Raw genomic sequence first — 23,570 nt, forward strand, 5'->3', positions numbered from 1 at the left:
CCAAATGTATATAATTTCATCAAAATATCAAAACTCGAAGAAATTCTAACTCCAGACCTTTTCTTTGAACGTCCATTTTTTATTTAGTATAAAGTTGCTAAACGCTGCAACACCAACTGCCAATACAAGTGAGAGTGGGTACGTTAGACCTATTTCATCTACCAGATAGTACACCATTCCAAGCTGAACTAGTGCACCAATGGAACTAAACCCTACAAACTTTCCATATTGCACAAATGTTCTTTTTGGATCAAAGTCTCGATCCTCAAAAGTCCAGTATTTGTTTAGAATGAAATTACTTGTAATTGAAAACATAATTCCCATTACAGTTGCGTGAATATACCACATGTCAGTACTCAAAGAAAACAGCATAGATGCAAGAAAATTTACACCCAAACCAGATGCGCCAACTGTAAAAAACCTGGCAGCTTTTGAAAAAAATCTAACAGATGTACGTTGTTCTATCTTTCTTACGTTTCTTCCATACTTGTATAATTTCCAGACAGATTTACAATATTCTAAAACAGTAGATGTTCCAAGCTTGCTGTCACCATATTGCCTGTCTGTAAAAGTGTATGGTACTTCTTGAATTTTAACGCCTTTTGTTTTTACCAAAATCTCTAAAAGCATTTTGTATCCTATTGTGTCAAATTTTAATCCTGAAATAATATTTTTCTTGAACACAAAAAATCCAGACATCGGATCTTTTGAGGAAATCCCTAGACCTTTCTTTGCAATAACTGTTGCAATCTTACTCATCAGTTTTCTCTTAAGTGGCCAACCCTGAATAGCTCCTCCTTTAACATATCTTGATGCAATTACAATATCACATCTAGTCTGTTTTAGTGTCTCAATCATTTTTGGAATTATATTTGGAGGATGAGAAAAATCACTATCCATCACTACAATGGTGTTGCCAGTTGCCTGTTGTATCCCATTTAGTATTGCTGAAGACAATCCTGTCTTTGCCTTTCTTTTAATTACACTGATTGTATGAGTGGTCTTTTCTTTAATTGAACGAAAATAGTCTTCGGCAATCTTGGCTGTATGATCTGGAGAATTATCATCCACTACTATAGTTTCAGCTTGAAGATTATGAGGAATTGATTTTTGAATATACTCTAAAATACCACAAATGTTCTGGGATTCATTGTATGTGGGTATAATAATAGATATTTCAGCAGATTGCAATAAAATTATTCAAAATACTTTGGATTAAAATGTTTAAGGTGAAATTTAATTACCTTTATCCACTTGTCCTTCTTAAATACCAACAAAGATCGTATTTTAAGAAAAATATTGTTTTAGCGAATAAAGATACAGAAGAGCCGACTAGTCTCTTCCGCCCTTAGATCATAAGACCTAGAAACAACACACATTACAAAATTAGTATAAAAATACATAAAAAATTCTTGAGACTAAAATCCTAAAAGATAATTTCCAGACAAAGAGTCAAAGAACATTTTTGCGGCCGCAATTAGAATAACCACAGAAACAAGAATTTGTAAATAACGTTCCTTGATGTCTACGGACAATCTAGCTCCAACTAATCCTCCAACAAAAGAACCAATTGCCAAGAATCCGGATTGAAGAAGATCAGGATGTCCCAAGAAACTATGAACTACGACACCAGACAAAGATGCAAATAAGAGAATCATTTGAGATGTAGGTGCAGCTTTTTTCATCGCCATCCCCATTCCCACCACCATTAATGGTACAAAGATAATTCCACCTCCAATACCAAAGAAAGAAGAAACGATGCCTGCAAAAAAGCTTGTACCAATTACAAATACAATCATTTGTTTTGAAATTATTTTTTCTTTGGTCTCAAATTTTTTTCGTAAAAATATGTACACAGATGATGCAATCAATACAAATCCAAATAAGATTTTAAAAATATCAGGTGCAACATCAGTAGACATAACTGCACCCAAAACAGTTCCAGGAATTGAAAGTAAACCAAGTTTAAGCCCTAAAGAATAGTCTATTCGTTTTTGTTTAGAATAAGAAATTGTGGATGCAGTAGCATTGCTTAATGCAGCAAACAGACTGTTACTTGCAGCAACCGTTGGAGGAAATCCTAAAAAGGTCAATACAGGAACCACGATTACACCGCCACCAAGGCCGATCATAGAACCTAGAACTCCAGCTGCAAATCCCAATGGAATTAACCATATCTGATCAATCATTGTAATGCCAATCAAATAATTTTCTATTATATAATCAAACTACTTTAGAATAATTAAGGTCTGTAAAACAGAGTTATCCTTTGACGTGATTTCTAAAAATATTTCATATCCTTCCAGATTATCAATTTTGGATTTGACATTACGGTTACCAGAATCAGCGTAAAAAGCACGAGTAGTATCAAGCCAATCAGAAATGGATTCATATTCTCCAGATTTTTCATCCCAACAATCACATACCAGAATTTCAATTACAGTCTCAAACACGACTAGAACATTATCACGATTTGATTCCAAAGTTAAAGTTTCAAGATTAGCAATAGCTAAAACAGGCGATTGTGTATTCCCTCCAATATTTATATTTCCAAGAGGGTTACCATCAACATCCAATACAGCAGTTGTTGTACAATACTCTACATTTCTTAGAAGGCCTTTTTCAAAATAAGCACAATACTGACTTGTAGTATGATCTGTAATAGCAGTAGGAGAAGATACAAAAATATTTTGTTCTGCTAATGCATTTTGAATTTTTTCAATATCATAATAAGTAAACCCTGTTTCATAAACCAATTGAGAGTCAGATTCAGATAATTCATTATTTGACATCAATAATAATGTAAAAATAACTATTACAATTCCTGCAAAAATAGGAACTGCAATTACCTTATTCATGATTTACAATCTCTTATACAAAGATAAGCTTTTGTAACATCATATTGAAATAATAGTCAATTTGGAATCAGCAGTGATATTATTTTGATCAATGAATCCAGCAGTTACTTCAAGAATATATGATGCCTCACCATCTGGAACAACACTCTGACAAGTTGTGAGTTCTAATACAGTTTTACATGGTGGTACATCTTTTTCAATGTGTACAATATTTCCATCTTGATCAAACCAAATCATGTCTAAAGAGAATTGCATATTTAGCATCCAAAGAGAATAAAGTCCAGGATCATCAAAGACAAAAATCATTCCCTGATCAAGAGGTAATTGATCTTGAAACATTAATCCACGAACACGTCGGGGTTCAGAGTCTGCAATTTGCACTTCAAGTGGAATATCATCTATCAGAATTGTACCTCTAGGAAATTCAACTGATTCTAGTTTACTATCTTGAGGTAACGTCATTAATCCTACAACCCCAATTATTACAGCTGCAATTGTAATCGGGATTAACGCTTGAGCCCTAGTAGTCATGAATGTATTCTGTAATTCCTTTTAAAATACGCTAATTTGTGTATTATCTTTTAGAGATTTCTTTCTCATTACAAGTCTTTATCCAATTTTATTTTTCTAATAACCTCTCTAATTAATTCTTCATCTTTGGTAACTAGTTCTTGCAGTTTTTCCTTGTATCGTTCATCACCCCATTTATCTAAACTAATCATTTCTTTGACCAGTTTTACAATTTCAGATTTATTTCTCTGATGATCATGTTTTACTATCTCTGAATTATCCATAATGTATCTAAAAGAATTACAAACTTTAAGCGTATTGAAATTTAAATTTTAGAATAACCTTAGGTAAACATCCAACAGTCATGGGACGATGTATCTACTTTGTCATATCCTTCATAAAATTTGGTTCTTGACTTTAGGTAATGCTGGAATTGTTCTTTTTTTATTGCCAACTGTAAATCAATAATTGTTCTTTCTTCATTTAACATCTTTTTTGATATTTGTTCAGGGGTTCGCATCTTTGAAGAATCTGTCATCATGACATACCATATAACAAAATACAACTTAAAACTATGACTGTTTCAAATGTTACATACTAGAATTTGAGCGTCTAGTTTAGAATCTAACTAATTAGTAACTAGTTAATGATAACCTATGACATTATTGAATTTTAACTGCGTATTCCCATCGTGTAATTTCAAACGTGATAACATTGAAGAGAGAGAATTCCTGAAGCATCTAAACGAAAAGCATCATAACGAAATGCTAGATATTTCAAAAAAAGAAAATATGTCAATCAAAGCAGTAGAAATGATAACAACATCAAACTCAAAGGTGTTTATCAACTCTGGTCAATCATAGTTACAGAATTTATCTAAATTTAAATCAGTAGAAACAAATTGTAGAAACAGATTTTTTAAAAACTAAGATAAACTAGAACACAGAATTCTTAAAGTCAGCAATAGTTGAAATTGCATCTTTTGTCTGATGCCCAATATCATGAATTGTGGTACCATTGTATTTTTTATCCATGTACCTTCCTGCTAAAATCATAGGAGCCCCAACGACAGCAGTAACCATTGTTGGTTCAGGTATCCACAACATGATAAATCCAATTTTTTGGAGTTTTTTACCAGGTGCAGGAGCTCGTTGAAGGACACCTAAAGAACTAGCAGTAGATTTGTCATCAATGTTAGTGACTTCGGAATACAAGTTTGCTCGACGTTTAGCAGAATCTGAGAATTTTCGTAATTTGTCTAGACGTTCCTTTAGGGGGTCAATCATTCCAACATCAATTTAAAAAAAAATAGTTAAGAATCAAAGATCAACTACCATCACATTCAAGTCAACAAAGAAGAGCTAAACTGAAAAGAACTCAATTATACTAGGTTTAAGTTAAAAACAAAGAGCATATGAAAACTAGAGATTCTAAAAGACTAGATTCAATCAAAGCAGCCCATCAATCAGAAAAAACTCGATCCAGTACAAGAATGGAGGATTATTTGGAGATAATCTCAGAGCTAGTAGAATTGAAAGGATATGCTACAACGTTAGATATCTCAAGATACATGCATGTAAGTGCACCCAGTGTCACTAAAATGCTTCAAAGATTAGATGAGGGAGAGTTTTTAGAATATGAAAAATATCATGGCATTAATCTTACAAACAAAGGAAAACAAATTGCAGAAGGCATCAGGCAAAAACACGGCATACTTTTAGAATTTTTTGAGATTTTGGGAATAGGGTTTGATACTGCAAACCAAGACACCGAAGGAATAGAACATCACCTGAATCCAAAAACAATAAAACAATTAAGAAAATTCATTACTTTTCTTAAAGCAAACCCAAAAATTATTGATAATTTTAAAAATCTTTAAGAAATATCTGGATATCGTTTTGAGATGAGGAAAGATTCATAATTGATCTGGCAGCATCTGAACGTTGTGGAATTTTGATCTGACCTTTTTTCCCAATTCGAACAGAAGTGACAAATTTTTCATTTACATAAATATCTGCATGCATTGAAGTGTAAGTTCGATTCACAGTAAAAAGTAACGCAGTTTTTGTTTCTGTAAAAGTAAATGGAATGTCATTTGAAGAAATGGATAAATTATTAGAAGTTCTTGGGACGACATCGATGTGAACTTTGAGATATTTTTCAATTTCATTAATGTTAGAGCCACCACGTCCAATAATTGATGGTATGTATTGTTCATCAACTAACACCTTGACACGATTATCAGACAAGATTTCGACTTGTACACCAGAATCATATCGCTTGAAGGTTTCCTTTATCTTATCTTCAGCAAGTTTATGAATTCCAACTTTATCAACAGTTTTACCTACAGGTACGATTACATTTTCCTCCCCAAATGTGTATATTTCATGTTCTAATTCATTATTATCAAAATTTCTGATTTCAATTACAGGCCTTGCAAGATCAGATTCAGTCATTCCTGTTGGAACTTTAACTTTTAATTCCAAGTCATAGACTTTTTGAATACTACCATCTTTCACAAATACCACAGTATCTAAGACATTGGGAATTATTCCAAGTTCAATCTTACCAATAAAACGTTGGATTGCATCTAATGGAGAATTTGCATGAACTACACCAACCATTCCAACTCCAGTTAATCTCAAATCAGCAAAGGTTCTAAAGTCTTCACGTCTTCGTACTTCATCAAAAATAGTATAATCAGGCCTAACAAGTAATAAAATGTCTGCAGTGTTATCAAAACTTCCATCTAGTTTACTATATTGTGTAATACCAGAATCAACTTGTAAATCACGTGGAGATTCAAAAGTTTTAACAATTTTTCCTTTGTTATGATAAAAATTTGCAAGACCAGATGCAAGTGTACTTTTTCCAGAACCAGGAGCACCTGAAATCACAATACCTTCTGCACTATCAGAAAAACGCTCCATTAGTTTTTCTGAAATAGTATAATCATCAAGAGACAATTTTACAATTGGGTGAACTATAGTAATTTCTAAAGAATCTGAAAATGGCGGATGTGTGATAGCAATTCTATATTCACCATGTTGAACTACCGATGCACCAGTTTTTGATATTTCCAGTGTGTTCAAATCAGACATTGTTACTGAATCTAAGATTTGAGATGCAATCATTTGCAAGTAGTCTTTAGATAAAAGGTCATCATCAAGTTTTGTTAACAAGAACGCTCCAGGTTTTCCTTTTTTTGCAAGAGGGTGTTGATTTTCTTTTAGATGAACACTCATGGTGTCAGAATCAAAAAATTTAAGAAACTCTAAAGAATCCTGTTTTATTTCAGATTTAAGAAATACAGTTTCAACATCTTCAGCCTGAGCAACCAGATATTGAACACGGTCAGAAGTGTAAAGAATTGCATCATATTGTTTTGCCATATCTACAATCAATGAATCAATTCTACCACTACTTGCAAGTTTAATATCATCAGAAGAAGGATGAGAGCCAGCTACAATCACGTTTAGTCCATGGCTTCCAGAAAAGGATTTGAGTTTTCTAATCTTCTCCAACCCCACAAAGCCTTGTTCTTTTTTCTTTGATGCTTGCGATTGGAGTTCATCAAATACTGCTTGAGGGATAATAATCTCAAAATTTCTAATGGATCCTGATTCAATTTGAGATACTAATTGACCATTAATTATAACGCTAGTATCAGCCACAATTTTTGACAATGTATAATCAAATTGAATTAACCCTAAATTACTTTGCTAAAATATCGGTGATTGCTTTTAAGACACCATTGAAATCAAATGGTTTTGAAATGTATGAAGATGCACCATGTTCTAAACATTGTTGAATTACTTTTTGATCATCACTTGCTGTGATTAGAATAATCTTGGCGTTTGGATCAAATTGCATTACTTCATTTACAACTGTTAATCCATCTTTTTTTGGCATTGCTAAATCCAGCAATAAAATTTCAGGTTTTTCTTTACAGTAAACATCAACTGCCTCTGCACCATCAATGGCTTCTGCAACTATTTCATGATCACCAATTCCAAGAATATCCTTCAGTACAAGTCGGATTGCATCAGAATCATCAGCAATCATAACTCTAGCCATAATCAGTCAGAATGACTAGGGCGTTAAAAATATTCATATATTTAGAATGTTCTGAATATGGGAAATTTGTTGTTTAAGCATAGTTAAATCATAATCAGGCTCAAGCATTACAAATTTTAAATTTGGAATAACATCACTTAAAATATTAAAAATATTTTCAACTGGAGAATCAATTGAGATTTTTTTAAAGATAGAGTCAAGAGAAAACGCTAAATCACCAAGGTCTTCTTTTCCCATCATTGGTGCCAGACCTTTAATTTTATGTGTGTATTTTTGAAATTTCTCGATATTGGAGAGAATGTCAGCATCAGTATGACATAGAGTAAGGATTTTTTCCAATTCAGACAAATCATCATTGATTTCCTTTGCTGCAACTTTAAGAAATTCATCAGACATATCAGATAGTTTAGAAAGATACACCCATTATTTTTATACCCTATGATAAGGGAAATTCATTGTGAAGCTAATTAGTAAGACATACATGTTAGTAACAATTTTGATTATTGCTGCGGCAATAAACTTGTTCTTATTCTATCAAGATACAAATTCACAAACCACACAATCATATTCAATTATAAGACTTGGAGATGTCAAAGTAACTGCAGAATCAATTGCTTCATTATCAATATCAATTGCAAACGGCAACATAGAAGACAAAGAAAATTTGGATAAACAAATTCTAGAAATTGAAAATATAATTGACGCTATAAAAATTGGTGGAACAATTAGAGAGCAAACGGTAGAAGAAATTCCCACACCATTAGTTCCAAAATACGAAAAATTATCAACATCATGGGAAGTTTATAAAAATAAAGTAACACATGTGGAAACTACATCTGTGTTTGATCCAGAAGCTACAAAAGCAATGAATTATCTTCTTCAAAAAAATAATGAATTAGTCTTACTCACTGATGAAATGAATAGGGAATTTGAGAATCTAGATAGGGATTACAATAGACATAAAGAAATTGCTAGTGAATTATTAGAATATTCCAAAGGAATAGGACAACAGATTTTGTTGATTTCAATTGGAGAAGAAACTGATGCTAAAGAAAAACTAAAAGAAGAAAAATTGGGCTTTGAGATTGGAATCAGAAAACTGCTTCAAATATCAACATCAGATCTAGATGTTGAAAGTATTGGCGAAAAATATGAAGAGTTAATCCCAATCCCAAGAGAAAATTCCAATGCATTACGAAAAATAGATCCGCTATGGGAATCAATGCAGACAAGGATAACAATTTTAGAAGATAGAGCACTACTGTCACCAGAATTCAATATTGCGAAACAAGAGATGAGTATTTCTAAAGAATCACTCTATGAAGATATTGACATAATATTACAAGAATGGAGTGCAATTATTACAAGCCAAAGCTCTAATGAACAGACAATCATACAGATTATACTGATAGTAGACATCATAGTATTCTTTTTAGTTCTAATAGTAATCAGACAATCACTATCACCACTTACATCAATCTCTCAAGCTTTATCAAAAGTAAAAGAAGGAGTATATGGTGAAAAGATAGAATATGAAGGAACAGATGAAGTTGGACAGCTAGTAAACAACTTCAACATAATGTCAAATACGATCAAAGAAGAAGAAGCAAAGAAAACAGACATTGCAAAAGATGAGTTTTTGGCAATGATTACTCACGAATTAAAAACACCACTAGTTCCAATTCAAGGGTATTCAGATATTTTACTTAGTGAACATTTAGGCAAACTAACTGATAAACAAAAGGAAAGAATAAGAATTATCAAATCAAGTTCCGATACATTACTGGCAATTATTTCAGATTTACTTGATGCACAAAAATTAGATTTGGGTCAATTAAGAATGAAGACGGAAAATAAAAATATCAACGAATCAATAATCAAATCAATTGACGCATTAAAACTAGAAGCTGAATCAAATAATATTGAAATTGTTTCAAATAGTAAAGACGTCATAATAAATCATGATCCAGAAAGAATAAGTCAAGTTATAACAAACTTGATGAAAAACAGCATCATTGCAATCAAACCAAATCCAGGTAAGATCGAAATAACCGTAGAAGATCTACCTACTGAAATAAAAATTAGTGTAAAGGACAACGGAGTTGGAATTGCAATAGATAAACAGGCAAACTTGTTTAAAAAATTCTATCAAGTCGATGCAACACTTACAAGAGAAAAAGGAGGAAGTGGTTTAGGACTTGCTATTTGTAAAGGAATCATAAACAACCACTATGGGCGAATTTGGGTAGAGAGCGTCCAAAACCAAGGAGCCACATTTTCATTCACGATTCCAAAGGAAATCTCAAAGAGCAAAACACCGCTAAATTCTGCTTAAAGAAAACAAACTTTCAGAACTAAATTCACTCACACTCTTGAAAAAATGGGCATTTCTAGATCGAATATTATGGAACAAGAACATGAGAAAAATAGAGAATTTTACAAAAACTGTATTAAATATTTTGAATTTTTACGTAAAAAAGGTACCACAGACTATAACTTTGAGGACGAATATTACTTTACCATGCCTGCAATCTCAAATCATTAAATAGTAGAAGATTTACGAACCATTCAGAAATTAGCAGTGCATGGATTCAAAATTACAAGATTTTGCAGATATTGCAATAAAATATGCAAGTAAATCAGAAATACAGTATTGTGATGTAAGAGCAGAACAGTTGAAACGAGAATCCGTACTTTTGGAGAACAACCAAATAGAACATGTAAGAACTGGCGAAGATAAGGGAATAGGTATCAGAATATTAAAAGACAATATATGGAGATTTTGTTCTATTACAAACCCGCAATCGTTTGATCAAATTAAAGATGCAATGGATAATTCAATTAGAAATACTAAACACCATGGAAAAAATGAAAACATCAGTCTTTATCCTAACACAGTAAACAAAAATAAAATCCATTACCCAGTATTAAAAAAACCGGAATTAGAAGACATCATAAAAATTGGATTAGAATGCAACAAAATCATTTCAGGAGTTGAGAAAATTATCAAATCAAGTGTCAATCCATCGTACACAGTTAATTCAAAATATTTTGTAAATAGTGAAGGCTCAGAAATTTTACAAAATTTCACAGACACCATAGTAGAGATGATTGCAACATCTCATGGATCAGGAATAACACAATCAATAAACATAACAGAAGGAGGAAGAGGAGGAATAGAACAAATCATTGCAGATGAAAAGATCTTTCGCAGTGCAAAAGAAATTGCATCAAAGGCGGCAGAATTAACAAATGCAAAACCAGTTAAAGAAGAAAAATCAACAATCATCATGAATCCAGATTTTGTGTCATTGCTCACACATGAAATACTAGGACATCCATCAGAAGGAGATAGGGTATTAGGAAAAGAGATGGCATGGGCAGGAGGCGCGTGGTGGAAAGGAAAAATCGGCGAGAAGATTGGTTCAGAGATGTTAAATGTGTTTGATGATCCAACAATCGAAGAGAGCTTAGGATGGTATTATTTTGATGATGAAGGAGTTGAAACTAGAAAAACAACTCTTGTAGAAAACGGTATTTTAAAAAATCATATGCAAAGTAGAGAAACTGCACAAACATTCAATGTAGCACCTACAGGAAACATGAGAGCAACAAATTATAGATTCATGCCATTGATTCGGATGGCATGCACATGTATTGAAAGTGGAGATTGGAATGTGGATGAAATGATAAAAGAAGTCAAACATGGATATCTAGTGTCAAATATGAAAATACCATCAATAGACATGAAGCGATATAATTGGAACATATCATGTCAATACGCTCAAAAAATTGAAAATGGTGAGATTACAGATTTGTTAAGAGACGTCATTGTGATGGGAACAGCCCCTGAATTCTTTGCATCAATTAATGCGTGCGGAGATGATTTTACTGTAAGACCAATAACAAATTGTGGAAAAGGAGATCCTATGCAATCAATGATTATGGGAAATGGAGGGCCAACAATAAGAGGAACTGCAACTGTAAAGAGCGTAAACTAGAAAATGAATCAAAAATTAGAAATCATAAAACAAAATGTCATCGAATGTACAAAATGTGATCTTTGCAAGACCAGAACCAACTCAGTGCCAGGAAAAGGAAATTCCCATTCAGATGTAATTTTTGTGGGAGAAGCTCCAGGGAAAAATGAGGATGAAAATGGAGAACCATTTATTGGAATTGCAGGAAAAAAACTCTCAGTTGCACTAGAAGAAGCAGGTATTGCAAGAGATGAAGTATACATAACAAACATTGTAAAATGCAGGCCACCAAAAAACAGAGTTCCAACCACAATGGAGAGAAACACATGTCAAGATTATCTAAAACAAGAAATCACAATTATCAAGCCAAAAATAATTTGCATATTAGGAAATACTGCATTTAATTCGCTTTTAGGAGGATCGGAGATTATAAAATTCAGAGGAAAACTAGTACGAAAAGACAATCAACTATATTTTTTAACAGTGCATCCTGCAGCAACAATTTACAATCAAGAATTAATTAAAGTTTTAAGAGACGATATGATAAAGCTATTTGGATTAATCACAGAATTAAAAAACAACAAAGAAGTTCAAATAGATATTGACTATACTTCCTAGAGAATTTTATTCAAAAGATACTGTTTTAGTTGCAAAAAAGTTACTAGGAAAAAAAATAATCAGAAAGATAGGTAAAGTAGAGATGTCAGGAATAATCACAGAGACAGAAGCATATAGACACAATGACGATCCTGCAAGTCATGCATTTAGAAAAATTACAGAGAGAAACAAAGTGATGTTTGGACAAGTAGGAATATCTTATGTTTATTTCACATACGGAATGCATTTTTGCTTTAATGTAACTGCACGAAGACCTGAAATTGCTGCAGGTGCAGTATTAATCAGAGCGATTGAGCCTGAAAAAGGAATCAAAACAATGCAAGAAAATAGAGGCAATGTAAATTTAAAAAATCTTACAGATGGACCTGCAAAATTAACACAAGCTTTGGCGATAACCAAAGATCATTATGGTGTTGATTTGACAAAAAAATCAAAGATATACATCACAGAAGGAATAAAAATAAAAAAGATTGAAACATCACCAAGAATAGGCATCAAAGAGCCGGTTGAGAAATTATGGAATTTTAAAATAAAAATCTAATCTTTGTTATTTTCATCCAAAGTCCATGGAGCAAATCTTCCTAGTATGCGTGCCCAATCTAATCGTAATAACAAAATAATAATCACAGTCATCATTACTCCAAAAAGAATCATTCCAATGTAAATCGGAGTCGCATCGTCAATATTTTCAAGAAATGGTTCAACGAGGGACAATCCAAGATAATGTGAAATAAAAACAATAGAATAGCTAAGAACAATTTTTCCAGTAAGAGTTGCAATGAAAAATCTTTTTGGATTATATCTTGCTAGTCCTAGTGGAACATATACTAGATCGTCAGGTATTGGAGTAGCTGCTGCAAAAAATGCCGCGGCTGCACCATATCGTTTGACTAGTCTCTCAAAAGGGCGCATTCTTTTTCTAGTTTTTTCAGTGATTATTTTTCGTCCACCGTAACTAACATAGAAAATGATTTGTTTTGCCATAGTAGCTGTTATTGCAGACAATAATGCCAAAACATGTAAATCAAAATGATCACCTACAGACATTGTTGCGAGAAGTAAAAATCCAGGTAATGGGACAAACGGGATTAATGAACCAAAAAAATTAACCAATGATAAGCTGAGATAACCCACTTCAGGTGCAAACGGAAATAGATCAACAAAATCCACAAACAAAACTGTTTTCAGGCATTATTTAATTAAATCTAGGACGATAGTCTACAATTCATTAAAATATCATCTTTTTAGAACTCTATCAAATGGCAAAAAAAGATTTTGAGAAGATATGTGACGCTATCGCCGTAATTAGCCCATACATTAGATTTGTAGGCGTGATAGGAGAAAGTGGAAATTTGTTAGCATACAAAAGAAGAGAAGATTTAGTGCCTCTTCTAAATGCTAAAGATACACAGTATCAGTTTTCACATATTGCCATAAAGACAGATTTAGAAGGATTTTTTGATAAAAATCTTGGAGAAATAGAATTCGTTTGGGAAGAAAGGAAGAAAGTTCAAACTATTTCTTTTGCTATAGAAAAAGTAAGAGTGTGGATATCCATTGATAAAAAAGTAATCAGATCAGAAATGCTAAGAATTATAGATTCATGTCTACCAATAGTAAAGAAATATTCTTAATACATTGAAGTGTCCATATTGTGAAATTGATTTAGATTCACTTAGTATGACAGACGGATTAAAACACATACTGGAACATAAAAAGAAAATGCAAAAATAATTTATTCGATTACTTTTTTACTAAAAAATATGAAAGTAGATGATGAAATCCAAAAATTAATTGACGAAATCAGTTTTAGAAAATCAAATGTTAAAAATTATGAAATAATGAAATCAGAAGAGATCAGTGAAGAGTTTAGAGATATAATGAAATTTGAACAAGAGTCATTTAAGAAAATTGAGATGTTTGAGAAAACATACAAGAATCAAGATTTAGTACAATATGCAAAAATGATTTGTAGAAATACAACAGATAGAGAAATAGTGCAAATACAAGAAATTTATTTAAAAAAAATTGATGAAGAGTATATTAATTCAAAATAATAGTATTATTCATACAACCAACATCTAACATAGCCTGATTCTGTTTTAAATTTAGGAGGAAGTGTTTTACATTTTTCAATTGCCAGTGGACATCTTTCTATGAATCTGCATTCTGTTGGAGCGTCAAGTAAACTTGGAGGAATTCCCTTAATGTGTTTTGGAGCAACACCGTCTAACCTGGGTATAGATTCCAATAACCCTTGAGTGTAGGGATGTTTTGGGTTTTTGTATATCTGCTCAGATGAACCAAACTCCACCATTTCACCACCATACATTATGCCAATTTTATCGGCAATTTCAGACAATACTGCCAAATCATGCGTGATTAGCATAAAAGACATGCCTTCTTTTTTGAGAGATTTGAGTAAATTTACAATTTGAGCTTGAGTCAAAACATCAAGTGCAGTTGTAGGCTCATCAGCAATTACAAGTTTTGGTTTTAACAGCAATGCCATTGCGATAATCACTCTTTGTTTCATGCCACCACTTAGTTCATGAGGGTATTTTTTCAGAATAATCTCATCAAGATTTACAGAGGACATTGCATCAAGAATTAATTTTTTAGAATTCCCCTCAAAACGATGTTGTTTTAGAATTTCATTGAATTGTTCATTGATTGTAAATACAGGATCTAGAGAATTCATTGCACCTTGAAAGATCATTGCAATTTTTTTCCATCGATATTTTGCATCAAAGTCAGATTCATCCATATCTAAAATAGATACATCCTCAAATGTGATTTTTCCCTCTGTCGTTCCTCCAGAGAGCATTCTAATCAACGATAACCCCAATGTACTTTTCCCACATGCACTCTCACCTGCAATTCCAATTGATTCCCCATGGTGCAACTCAAAATCAATATCATCAACAGCATATACTGGCCCCTTTGACGAAGAATATTTTGAAGATAATCCGTCAACAATTAGAAATGTCATGATTCTATTAGATCCAAACTAGAATTTTTGTTTTGCACTAAGGGATATAAACAACAGTATCAGAATTAAAAAGTCGATTTAAATGAAATTACCAATTTGTGGCTTTGATGCAAAAAATGCAATACTTTGTCCTCAATGTGAAAGTAAAGTAGAGTCAGGTGAATTGACTAAAGCAGACATAGAAGCATCAATGAATCTTGCAAATATTGCAAAATCAAACAAAGAAATTGAAAAGTTTTCACTATATTCATGCAGAGAATTTGATGGAAATTTTGTGTTGTCACTAGCAAAAGAAGACATCAGAATAATAAGACAGAGTCGTACGTTGTATAGAACTTTGCAGGATAAATTCAAGGGTAAAATTTGGCTAGTAGAGGATGACGAAACAGACAAGCGATTCATAGAAGATTTGCTATTTCCAACTAAAATTCTATCAATTAACGCAGTATGGGCACCTGGAGGTGTTCAAAAAACAAAAGCAATAGTTTCTGGAAAATGGACTCCCAAGTTTCCTATTGATACAAAAAAAGTTATTCAAATTGTAAAAAACGCCCGAAACCTTGACATTGAGATAGAGTTTGAGGATAAAAGATAAGACATGGTTTTTGTGAAAACTCACGACATTTCAGAGTTAAACGCAGAATTAATTGGAAAAGAGGTGGTACTGGGAGGATGGATTGAAGATCTTAGGAAATTAGGAAAAATGGCATTTATTACACTACGCGACGTGTCAGGAATTTCTCAAGTAATAGTAAAAGGAGAACTCAATGACAATCTTGGAGAGATTAATCGTCAAAGCGTAGTAAGTATCAGAGGGATTGTTCAAGAAACAAAAGCTCGAGATTTTGCATTTGAGATTAAAGCTGAAGAGATAGAAATTTTGGGAAAAGCAATTCACCCATTACCAGTAGATCCAATTGGCAGATTAGAAAGTAACATCGATACAAGATTAAATCATCGTGCATTAGATATGCGAAATCAAAAAACAGCTTCAATTTTCAAATTACGTCATCACGTATTACAGATACTAAGAAAAACTCTTTCTGAAAAAAAATTCATAGAAATAACAACACCGAAAATCATCGGCAGTGCAAGTGAAGGGGGAGCTGATTTATTCTCATTAGATTATTTTGGAAAAACAGCATATCTTGCACAAAGCCCACAACTATACAAAGAACAAATGACAATAGGTCTAGAGCGAGTCTTTGAGATTTCAAATTTTTACAGAGCAGAGAATTCACATACTGGGAGACATTTGACAGAATTTACCAGTGTTGACATAGAAGCTGCATTTATGGACTATGAAGATGTAATGAATGTTTTAGAATCACTAGTTGTGACAGTGTACAAAGAAATTGCAGAGAATTGTAAAAAAGAACAAGAAGCAATTGAGCATACAATACAAGTTCCAACAGCACCATTTGAGAGAATTACATACACTCAATGTGTTGAAGAGTTAAAGAAAACAGGAGAGAAAGTAGATTTTGGTGATGACTTGTTGGATTCCCATCTCAGAATAATTGGAAAGACCCATCCAGGATTTTTCTTTTTGATTGATTGGCCAATGAAATTAAAACCATTTTACATTAGGGAAAAAGACGAAGACCCAGCATTATCACGCTCATTTGATTTACAGTATGGATTTTTAGAATTATCCTCAGGTGGAACTAGATTACATAATCCAGAGATATTAAAAAATAGACTGAAAGAACAAGGATTGGATCCCTCACAATTTGCAGATCACATCAAAACATTTGATTGGGGAATGCCACCTCATTCTGGATGGGGTATGGGATTGGATAGATTGATGACCACACTAATTGGAATTGATAATGTTCGTGAAGTGGTATTGTATCCCAGAGATCCAGACAGACTAAGTCCATAGTTATTCAGATTTTTATTGGAATATAGTTTTACAATATCATGATCGAACAAATCGATGCAAAAAAAGTAGTAGAAGTGATTGGAAACAATCTGATTGGAGTATCACATGATTCAAGTAGTTTTGCAAAATTACCTGATTCTTTTTGGGGATATTTTGCAAGAGGGCATGATAAAAAAGGAACATTTGGTGTAATAGTTACCTATTCAGAAGAAGGAAAAGATGTAGATGAGTTAATCAAAATGTATGAAGAGTGGGCCACAAAAAATAAAACAAAAAAAACTGAATAGATTATTTTGTTTCTTTGAGTAATTTACGATACCCTGCACATTCTGAACATATTGGTTTTCCTTTATATTTTGGATTACCATCAGTAATTTTTAAGGTACCTGGAACAACTTTACAAATGCAGCAATCTACCATATGTTTCGGTAAAAAATGTGATTAATAAAAATTGGTAATTTTTGAAAAAGAGATAAATCCAAAGAAGTAGATCTGTGTTAGTGTACAAATGTGATTTCTGTGGATCTGCATTTGGAGATAGAATATGTTATTTTTGTGAGAAAAATTGTTGTACATCATGTATGACTGACGATAAAACACGTTGTAAGAACTGCTATATTACAAAAAGAAAACTAGGTTGGAAACAATTACTAAAAAAGAATAAAAAAGTTCTGATTTTTGTAGGAATTTTGTGGCTATATACAGTATTTCCCGGCCCTTTCATTCCAGGATTAGATCCTAACTTTTACGCAATTTCGTGGGTCGCAGCAATATTGATTATGATTCCAATTTGTCTGGCATTGTTTTTCTGGTCAATTAATCCACCCAACTCAGATTTAAAAAAGAGAAGAGACTAAAAGATCAAATTTTTTACACTTTTTGATCTTTATCAAAAAAGAAAAAATAATTTTCATGGATGCAAATGACGAGACATTTTTGTGGATTATACAAAACCAGAAAAGAATTCACGAGGAATACATTCAAAGAATATCATAGAGATATGATTTGTTATCACTAGATGGAAATTAGGATCATTGTTAAATATGATTTTGACGTAATAGTTATGACGAGAAGCCATTGTTCTGCGTAGTAGAATGATTGGTTGGAAAACACATCATGTTAGGAAATACGTCCTTGATTTAACGTGTTTTCCATGTATCTCGTTGTTTTGAGAATCAAATTTTTAGAGATGTGTATAAAAACAGTAGCCCCATTTTTATGCATGATTAGGTGGTAATGACTAAAATTATGATCAAAGTTTGGTTGTAATCTGTTTTGTAAATTCAGACGTGCTCATATCTCCGCCAATATCTTTGGTTTTGACACCTGATTTTACTAGATCAAATATTGTGGATTCTAATTTTTCCCCTACAACAATACATTTTGAATCATTGTGTTTGTTTCCAAGCCAATCAAGCATCATCTTTATAGATAGTAAAAATGACGAAGGATTTGCAATGTTTTGTCCTGCAATATCAAAAGCAGCACCATGAACTGGCTCAAACAATGCAAAATTATCTCCAATATTGGCAGCTGGCGCCATTCCCAATCCACCAACTACTTGAGAAGATTCATCAGATAAAATATCACCAAATAGATTTGTGGTAACTATCACATCAAACTGTTCAGGTTGACGAATTAGATTCATTGCACACGCATCAACATACATTTCTTCAAATATGATATCAGGATAGTTTTTTGACACTTCAGTACAAGATTTTGCAAACAATCCATCTGTAACTCGCATGACATTTGATTTGTGAACACATGTCACTTTTCTCATAGAGTCTCGCTGTTTTGCAGTCTCAAACGCATACTTTGCAATTCTCTTTGATGCAGATTCAGAAATTATTCTCAATGCAACTGCAGCGTTGCCCAAGCTAAATTCCTTGCCAGTGTAAAGATCTTCAGTGTTCTCTCTAACTATTACCATGTCAATATCATCACGTAATGCAGGCATGTGTGGGTATGATTTTGCAGGTCTAATATTGGCATACAAATCAAGCATTCTTCTCAACACAACAATAACATCAGCTGCACTCTCACCAACCGGAGCTTTCAAGCATGCATCAGATTGTTTTATCATATCTATCACATCATCTGGAAGTGCCTTGCCGGTTTCAGCCAAGGCTTTGTCACCAGCAGATAGTTTTGTGATATCAAATTTCAAATCAAGTTTGTCATGAATCGTATTTAATACGGAAACTGCAGATTCAGATAATTCAGGACCAATGCCATCGCCAGTGATTAATGAGATTTTGTACATTATACCATCATCGCAAAATAAGAATTATCTTACCTGTTTTTCTTGAAGTAATTTTTTGAGCATGATTCGATTAATAGCATCAATTACTGCCTTTACACTAGTAGTTACAATATCTTCACCAACAGATTTTGCAGAAACTTTGTTTCCTAATGCATCTTCAACTTTTACTGTAACTTCACATAAGGCACTAGAGCCACCTGAAATTGAAGCCAACCCGTAATCCTTGATTCTAATCTCAGAAAGCTTTCCAGTAATTTTTTGAATTGCATTAAGTGCCGCATCAACTGGACCTACTCCATAATCAGTTCCAACGTGATCCTCACCATCAATATTTAACTTTACAAAAGCATAAGGCATTGTACCAATTCCAGTAGATACTGAAAATCCAGTTAATTGAACAATTCTTTTAAGTTCTTTTTCTCCCATAACATCACTTGCAATAGAGAGTAACTCCACATCAGTGAGTTGTTTTCCTTGATCACCTATCACTTTAACTTTTTCTAAGATTTGTTTTGACTGATTTTCAGTAGGTTTTACTCCATACTCTGATAACATTGCATTCATTCCATGAACTCCAGCATGTTTTCCAACTTGAAGCCATCTTTTTCTTCCAACCAACTCAGGACTTATTGGCTCGTATGTGAGAGGGTTACTCAATACACCATGTGTGTGAATACCAGATTCGTGACCAAATGCATTTGCCCCAACGATAGCCTTGTTTGGCTGAACAATAATTCCCACAGTCTTTGAGATAAATCTAGATACATCATAAATTAATTCAGATTTTATATTAGTTTCATATTTTTGATCATAGGGCAAACATTTCAATGCCATAGAAAGTTCTTCTAATGAAGCATTTCCTGCTCTTTCACCAATTCCATTTATTGTAACATGTGCGCATGTTGCTCCTGCATGAATTCCAGATAAAGAATTTGCAACTGCTAAACCAAAGTCATTGTGGCAGTGGACACTTACTGGAAGTTTTGTAACTGCTACTGTATCACGTGTGATTTCTGCCATGTATTCAGGAGTTGCATATCCTACAGTGTCAGGAATGTTAACTCTGTCAGCACCTGCTTTTGCAACTTCACCAAATACTTTTTTCAAAAATTCTCTATCAGTTCTTGAAGCATCTTCAGCTGAAAATTCCACTTGAAGGCCACGAGATTTACCATACTCTACGGCTTCGATTGCTTTTTCTAGTGCTTGATCGCGTGTCATTTGTAGTTTGTATTCCAAATGAATATCAGAAGTTGCAATAAATGTATGAATATAATTTAAACCAGCATCAACTGCAGCATCAATATCTTTTTTGATAGTTCTTGTCAATCCTGCAATCTCGCAAGATAAGCCTTCACTAGTAATCATTTTGACTGCTTCAAGTTCACCATTAGATATTACTGGAAATCCAGCTTCGATTGCATCAACTCCTAACTCATCAAGCTTTTTTGCAATTGCAAGTTTTTGAACTGGGGATAAGGATACACCAATGGTTTGTTCTCCATCTCTTAATGTTGTATCAAATATTCTAACTTTCATACCCCACTCCTCTGTAAAGCTGCAACACCAGTTCGTGCAATGTCTATAATTCCAAATGGTTTTGCCAATTCTTCAAATGCTTTGATTTGATCAGGAGTTGCAGTTAATTCTACCATGATAGAATCTTTCTTCACATCATGGACTTTGCCACCATATGCATTTGCCAATTTGTTAACTTCCATACTATCATTAGCATTACTGAGTTTTATCTTAAAAAGACTAAGTTCACGATAAACTGTTTTATGCTCATCTAAATGCTCAACTTTAACAGTATCGATCATTTTATCAAGTTGTTTTACTATCTGATCTATCTGTTTTTCATCACCATAGGTAGTAATTGTCATCTTTGAGTATTCTGGATTCTCAGTTACGCCAACAGAAATACTATCAATGTTAAAATTTCTAGATCTAAAAAGATGAGTTACTTTAAACAAGATTCCAGGTTTGTTTTCAACTAAAATAGAAAGAATCGCCCACATAATCAATCACTAAGATGGTAAGATCATTTCCGACAACGAAGTTCCAGGAGCTACAAATGGCAACACATCTTCTTCAGGATCAATAGGGATATCAATTACTGTTGCAACATTACTGCTTAATGCGGTTTTGATTGCCTTATCAAGTTCATTCATAGATTGAGCTCGGATTCCTTGAGCACCATATGACTCTGCTAATTTAACATAATCAGGACAACTTTTTTGATCCACGCCAACCATTCTTCTATTGTAGAAAGTTCTTTGCCATTGAGCTACCATTCCCAATGATGAATTGTTTAAGAGAAATACAATCACTGGAATATCTTCCAATACAGCAGTGGCAAGAGAATTTTCAGTCATACTGAAACTTCCATCACCTGCAATATCTACAACTGGAACATCAGGTTTTGCAACTTTGGCACCAATTGCTGCTGGGAATCCCCAACCCATAGTACCAAGTCCAGTTGAACTAAAAAAAGTACCAGGTTGAATCACATCATAAAATAATGAAGCCCACATTTGATGTTGTCCTACTTCAGTTGTGACAATAGATTCTTTTGGCAATAATTCACGTAGTTTACGCAATATTTTTGCAGCACCCATTTCACCTGGATGAAGTTTCAAGTTTTCTTTCCAATACGCTTTTGTTTCTTTGACATGTTTTAACCAAGGAGTCTCGTCAGTTTTTTTAATTGCTTTTTGTAAAAGCAACTTTACCATTACCCTGAGATTTACACGTACATCTCCAATTACTGCAATTTGTGCAGTTTGATTCTTACCAATTTCTGCAGGATCAACATCCATATGAATAATTTTTAATCGCTTTTCAAATGCCTCAAATGTTCCAACAGATCTATCAGAAAATCTAGTACCAATTGCCAATACACAGTCAGCTTCTGCCATCATTTTGTTAGCTTCTGCATGTCCATGCATGCCAATTGGACCTAATGACAAAGGATGCGTTTCAGGAAATGCCCCTTTGCCTTTGAAAGTAGTAACTACTGGAAGCATGAGAACTTCTGCAATAGATTGGAGTTCTGCAAATGCAGACGAGATTATTGCACCGCCACCAGCTAAAATAATTGGTTTTTCAGCATGAAGTAACATATCAATTGCTCTTTCAACATTAACAATATCAGGATCTGCCCAAGGATGATATCCTCTAATTTTAAATTCATCTGGAAAATTCATAGGAGATTCATTTGTTTGGACATCTTTTGGAATGTCAATTAACACAGGTCCAGGTCTTCCAGATTCTGCAATGAAAAATCCTTTTTTTACGACTTCTGGAATTTCACCAGCTGTTCTTGGTTGAAAAGCATATTTGACAACAGGGTTTGCCATTCCAATTATATCACTTTCTTGAAATGCATCTTTGCCAATCATACCAACAGGTACTTGTCCTGTTACTGCAATCATTGGTGCAGAATCAGCTTGTGCAGTTGCAATTCCAGTTAAAATATTAGTTGCACCAGGACCAGATGTAGCAAAACAAACGCCTGGTTTTCTGCTAACTCTACCAAAGCCATCTGCCATGTGTGCAGCTGATTGTTCATGTCTTACCAAAATGTGTCTAATGTTACATCGTGTAAATTCATCATACATTGGAAGATTTGCACCACCAGGTAATCCAAATACTTGTTTGACACCTTCTTTTTCCATAGCCACCATCAATGCCTTTGCGCCTGTCATACTTTCCATTTTATTCATCAAATTTCTCTCCATAATTTTAAGTTAGTAAAATCGTGAGCACACTTTACAGTAGAACAACTACAGGTAAATTTTTGCCAACTATTTTAGTCAGTTTTGTGCTCATTGAAATCAAACAAACAAGCAATTAATAATTTATAAAGATTCTCAGAAGAATAGTCGTGTTTTTACTAGTAATTGTACAGAAGACTTAAACTGATATTTTCTATACTTGAAGCGAACTGTTTTGAATGATAATGAAGAAATCATTAAAGTTATAGAGACATTATTTCAAGCAGGTATCACAAAAGATCTTTCAACACTAAGAGAAATTCATCTAAATGATTCTAAATTCTCAAGCTTTAGTGATTTACCACCATATGATCTTAAAGATTATCAAACAACAATAGAGCTTGAAGAATTACGATTTGTAAGCATTTCAGACTACACATATGAAATCAAAAATCCAAAAATCAGTTTATTTGGAGACACTGCAGTTGTAGCTTTGGAATTAATTCAAAAAGGAATGCTAGTAGATAACAAAGCATACACTGGAGAGCATCTAATAATTACAGGGCGTGCAACATTTGTACTGGTGAAACAACCAACATGGAAAATTGCTCACATTCATCTATCAAAGATCAACTGATAATATTTTATTATTTTTTAGGATTTGGAGT

At 33.2% G+C, this 23,570-nt stretch carries 29 protein-coding genes; 12 read left to right on the forward strand and 17 right to left on the reverse strand.

Annotated elements, in window-relative coordinates:
• Window positions 1-45: 45 nt before the first annotated feature.
• The 7 genes from WDZ98_RS06460 to WDZ98_RS06490 all read right to left on the reverse strand — a co-directional run bounded on the left by WDZ98_RS06460 (window position 46) and on the right by WDZ98_RS06490 (window position 4,654).
• The gene (locus tag WDZ98_RS06460) at window positions 46-1,191 is read right to left on the reverse strand and encodes a glycosyltransferase (RefSeq protein WP_368060062.1); all 1,146 of its coding nucleotides are present in this window, start codon (window positions 1,189-1,191) and stop codon (window positions 46-48) included.
• A 227-nt stretch (window positions 1,192-1,418) separates the two neighbouring features.
• Window positions 1,419-2,189 carry a sulfite exporter TauE/SafE family protein gene (locus WDZ98_RS06465; RefSeq protein ID WP_368060060.1) on the reverse strand — a complete coding sequence of 257 codons (771 nt, stop codon included), beginning with the start codon at window positions 2,187-2,189 and terminating at the stop codon, window positions 1,419-1,421.
• Between the two features lie 39 nt (window positions 2,190-2,228).
• Window positions 2,229-2,858 (reverse strand): hypothetical protein, encoded by a 630-nt coding sequence (locus WDZ98_RS06470; RefSeq protein ID WP_368060058.1) that lies wholly within the window; start codon window positions 2,856-2,858, stop codon window positions 2,229-2,231.
• Between the two features lie 39 nt (window positions 2,859-2,897).
• A complete protein-coding gene (locus tag WDZ98_RS06475) occupies window positions 2,898-3,389 on the reverse strand; it encodes a DUF192 domain-containing protein (protein WP_368060056.1) in 492 nt (163 codons plus the stop codon).
• A 68-nt stretch (window positions 3,390-3,457) separates the two neighbouring features.
• The gene (locus WDZ98_RS06480; protein WP_368060054.1) at window positions 3,458-3,652 is read right to left on the reverse strand and encodes a hypothetical protein; all 195 of its coding nucleotides are present in this window, start codon (window positions 3,650-3,652) and stop codon (window positions 3,458-3,460) included.
• A gap of 59 nt (window positions 3,653-3,711) precedes the next feature.
• A complete protein-coding gene (locus WDZ98_RS06485) occupies window positions 3,712-3,909 on the reverse strand; it encodes a hypothetical protein (RefSeq protein ID WP_368060052.1) in 198 nt (65 codons plus the stop codon).
• 394 nt (window positions 3,910-4,303) lie between these two features.
• A complete protein-coding gene (locus WDZ98_RS06490) occupies window positions 4,304-4,654 on the reverse strand; it encodes a hypothetical protein (protein WP_368060050.1) in 351 nt (116 codons plus the stop codon).
• Window positions 4,655-4,782: 128 nt separating this feature from the next.
• Between WDZ98_RS06490 and WDZ98_RS06495 the strand changes: the two genes are divergently transcribed.
• Window positions 4,783-5,247 (forward strand): metal-dependent transcriptional regulator, encoded by a 465-nt coding sequence (locus tag WDZ98_RS06495; protein ID WP_368060048.1) that lies wholly within the window; start codon window positions 4,783-4,785, stop codon window positions 5,245-5,247.
• On the opposite strand, the gene WDZ98_RS06500 is transcribed toward WDZ98_RS06495, so the two are convergent.
• From WDZ98_RS06500 to WDZ98_RS06510, 3 genes are read right to left on the reverse strand one after another with little or no spacing between them, the layout of a single operon-like run.
• Entirely contained in the window at window positions 5,234-7,054 is a 1,821-nt protein-coding gene (locus WDZ98_RS06500; RefSeq protein WP_368060046.1) for a PINc/VapC family ATPase, read from the reverse strand. The genes WDZ98_RS06495 and WDZ98_RS06500 overlap by 14 nt on opposite strands.
• A gap of 28 nt (window positions 7,055-7,082) precedes the next feature.
• Window positions 7,083-7,445, reverse strand: coding sequence for a response regulator (locus WDZ98_RS06505; protein WP_368060044.1), 363 nt, complete (start codon window positions 7,443-7,445; stop codon window positions 7,083-7,085).
• A 33-nt stretch (window positions 7,446-7,478) separates the two neighbouring features.
• Entirely contained in the window at window positions 7,479-7,841 is a 363-nt protein-coding gene (locus WDZ98_RS06510; RefSeq protein WP_368060042.1) for a hypothetical protein, read from the reverse strand.
• A gap of 85 nt (window positions 7,842-7,926) precedes the next feature.
• Here WDZ98_RS06510 and WDZ98_RS06515 point away from each other — a divergent pair, with 85 nt between their 5' ends.
• From WDZ98_RS06515 to WDZ98_RS06530, 4 genes are all read left to right on the forward strand, one after another.
• On the forward strand, window positions 7,927-9,780 hold the full coding sequence (locus WDZ98_RS06515; RefSeq protein WP_368060040.1) for a sensor histidine kinase: 1,854 nt from the start codon (window positions 7,927-7,929) through the stop codon (window positions 9,778-9,780).
• A 250-nt stretch (window positions 9,781-10,030) separates the two neighbouring features.
• Window positions 10,031-11,446 (forward strand): TldD/PmbA family protein, encoded by a 1,416-nt coding sequence (locus WDZ98_RS06520; RefSeq protein ID WP_368060038.1) that lies wholly within the window; start codon window positions 10,031-10,033, stop codon window positions 11,444-11,446.
• Window positions 11,447-11,449: 3 nt separating this feature from the next.
• The gene (locus WDZ98_RS06525) at window positions 11,450-12,043 is read left to right on the forward strand and encodes a uracil-DNA glycosylase (RefSeq protein WP_368060036.1); all 594 of its coding nucleotides are present in this window, start codon (window positions 11,450-11,452) and stop codon (window positions 12,041-12,043) included.
• Window positions 12,027-12,584 carry a DNA-3-methyladenine glycosylase gene (locus WDZ98_RS06530; RefSeq protein WP_368060034.1) on the forward strand — a complete coding sequence of 186 codons (558 nt, stop codon included), beginning with the start codon at window positions 12,027-12,029 and terminating at the stop codon, window positions 12,582-12,584. The genes WDZ98_RS06525 and WDZ98_RS06530 overlap by 17 nt, the downstream gene beginning before the upstream one ends.
• On the opposite strand, the gene WDZ98_RS06535 is transcribed toward WDZ98_RS06530, so the two are convergent.
• Window positions 12,581-13,213, reverse strand: a complete 633-nt coding sequence (locus WDZ98_RS06535; protein ID WP_368060032.1) for a VTT domain-containing protein — start codon at window positions 13,211-13,213, stop codon at window positions 12,581-12,583. The genes WDZ98_RS06530 and WDZ98_RS06535 overlap by 4 nt on opposite strands.
• An 89-nt stretch (window positions 13,214-13,302) precedes the next feature.
• Between WDZ98_RS06535 and WDZ98_RS06540 the strand changes: the two genes are divergently transcribed.
• Window positions 13,303-13,677, forward strand: a complete 375-nt coding sequence (locus WDZ98_RS06540) for a DUF6659 family protein (RefSeq protein WP_368060030.1) — start codon at window positions 13,303-13,305, stop codon at window positions 13,675-13,677.
• 129 nt (window positions 13,678-13,806) lie between these two features.
• Entirely contained in the window at window positions 13,807-14,100 is a 294-nt protein-coding gene (locus WDZ98_RS06545; protein WP_368060028.1) for a hypothetical protein, read from the forward strand.
• Between the two features lie 5 nt (window positions 14,101-14,105).
• Here the strand turns inward: WDZ98_RS06545 and WDZ98_RS06550 are convergent, their stop codons facing one another.
• Window positions 14,106-15,035, reverse strand: a complete 930-nt coding sequence (locus WDZ98_RS06550; protein ID WP_368060026.1) for an ABC transporter ATP-binding protein — start codon at window positions 15,033-15,035, stop codon at window positions 14,106-14,108.
• Window positions 15,036-15,117: 82 nt separating this feature from the next.
• Between WDZ98_RS06550 and WDZ98_RS06555 the strand changes: the two genes are divergently transcribed.
• The 3 genes from WDZ98_RS06555 to WDZ98_RS06565 are packed head-to-tail and all read left to right on the forward strand — an operon-like array spanning window position 15,118 to window position 17,207.
• Window positions 15,118-15,630 carry a transcription elongation factor NusA gene (locus WDZ98_RS06555; RefSeq protein WP_368060024.1) on the forward strand — a complete coding sequence of 171 codons (513 nt, stop codon included), beginning with the start codon at window positions 15,118-15,120 and terminating at the stop codon, window positions 15,628-15,630.
• Between the two features lie 3 nt (window positions 15,631-15,633).
• Complete coding sequence (aspS, locus tag WDZ98_RS06560) at window positions 15,634-16,920, forward strand: aspartate--tRNA(Asn) ligase (RefSeq protein ID WP_368060022.1); 1,287 nt, start codon at window positions 15,634-15,636, stop codon at window positions 16,918-16,920.
• A gap of 38 nt (window positions 16,921-16,958) precedes the next feature.
• The gene (locus tag WDZ98_RS06565) at window positions 16,959-17,207 is read left to right on the forward strand and encodes a hypothetical protein (protein WP_368060020.1); all 249 of its coding nucleotides are present in this window, start codon (window positions 16,959-16,961) and stop codon (window positions 17,205-17,207) included.
• A 1-nt stretch (window position 17,208) separates the two neighbouring features.
• On the opposite strand, the gene WDZ98_RS06570 is transcribed toward WDZ98_RS06565, so the two are convergent.
• Window positions 17,209-17,340, reverse strand: coding sequence for a hypothetical protein (locus tag WDZ98_RS06570; RefSeq protein WP_368060018.1), 132 nt, complete (start codon window positions 17,338-17,340; stop codon window positions 17,209-17,211).
• A 161-nt stretch (window positions 17,341-17,501) separates the two neighbouring features.
• Here WDZ98_RS06570 and WDZ98_RS06575 point away from each other — a divergent pair, with 161 nt between their 5' ends.
• Window positions 17,502-17,777 (forward strand): hypothetical protein, encoded by a 276-nt coding sequence (locus tag WDZ98_RS06575; protein WP_368060016.1) that lies wholly within the window; start codon window positions 17,502-17,504, stop codon window positions 17,775-17,777.
• Window positions 17,778-18,172: 395 nt separating this feature from the next.
• Here the strand turns inward: WDZ98_RS06575 and WDZ98_RS06580 are convergent, their stop codons facing one another.
• From WDZ98_RS06580 to ilvB, 4 genes are read right to left on the reverse strand one after another with little or no spacing between them, the layout of a single operon-like run.
• Entirely contained in the window at window positions 18,173-19,186 is a 1,014-nt protein-coding gene (locus WDZ98_RS06580; RefSeq protein WP_368060014.1) for an isocitrate/isopropylmalate dehydrogenase family protein, read from the reverse strand.
• Between the two features lie 24 nt (window positions 19,187-19,210).
• Window positions 19,211-20,725, reverse strand: a complete 1,515-nt coding sequence (locus WDZ98_RS06585) for a 2-isopropylmalate synthase (RefSeq protein ID WP_368060012.1) — start codon at window positions 20,723-20,725, stop codon at window positions 19,211-19,213.
• On the reverse strand, window positions 20,722-21,204 hold the full coding sequence (gene ilvN, locus WDZ98_RS06590; protein ID WP_368060010.1) for an acetolactate synthase small subunit: 483 nt from the start codon (window positions 21,202-21,204) through the stop codon (window positions 20,722-20,724). The genes WDZ98_RS06585 and ilvN overlap by 4 nt, the downstream gene beginning before the upstream one ends.
• 9 nt (window positions 21,205-21,213) lie before the next feature.
• The gene (gene ilvB / locus WDZ98_RS06595) at window positions 21,214-22,911 is read right to left on the reverse strand and encodes a biosynthetic-type acetolactate synthase large subunit (RefSeq protein WP_368060008.1); all 1,698 of its coding nucleotides are present in this window, start codon (window positions 22,909-22,911) and stop codon (window positions 21,214-21,216) included.
• A gap of 226 nt (window positions 22,912-23,137) precedes the next feature.
• Between ilvB and WDZ98_RS06600 the strand changes: the two genes are divergently transcribed.
• A complete protein-coding gene (locus WDZ98_RS06600; protein WP_368060154.1) occupies window positions 23,138-23,539 on the forward strand; it encodes a nuclear transport factor 2 family protein in 402 nt (133 codons plus the stop codon).
• Window positions 23,540-23,570: the final 31 nt, after the last annotated feature.

It is taken from the genome of Candidatus Nitrosopumilus sp., assembly GCF_040878665.1.
GTDB lineage: Archaea > Thermoproteota > Nitrososphaeria > Nitrososphaerales > Nitrosopumilaceae > Nitrosopumilus.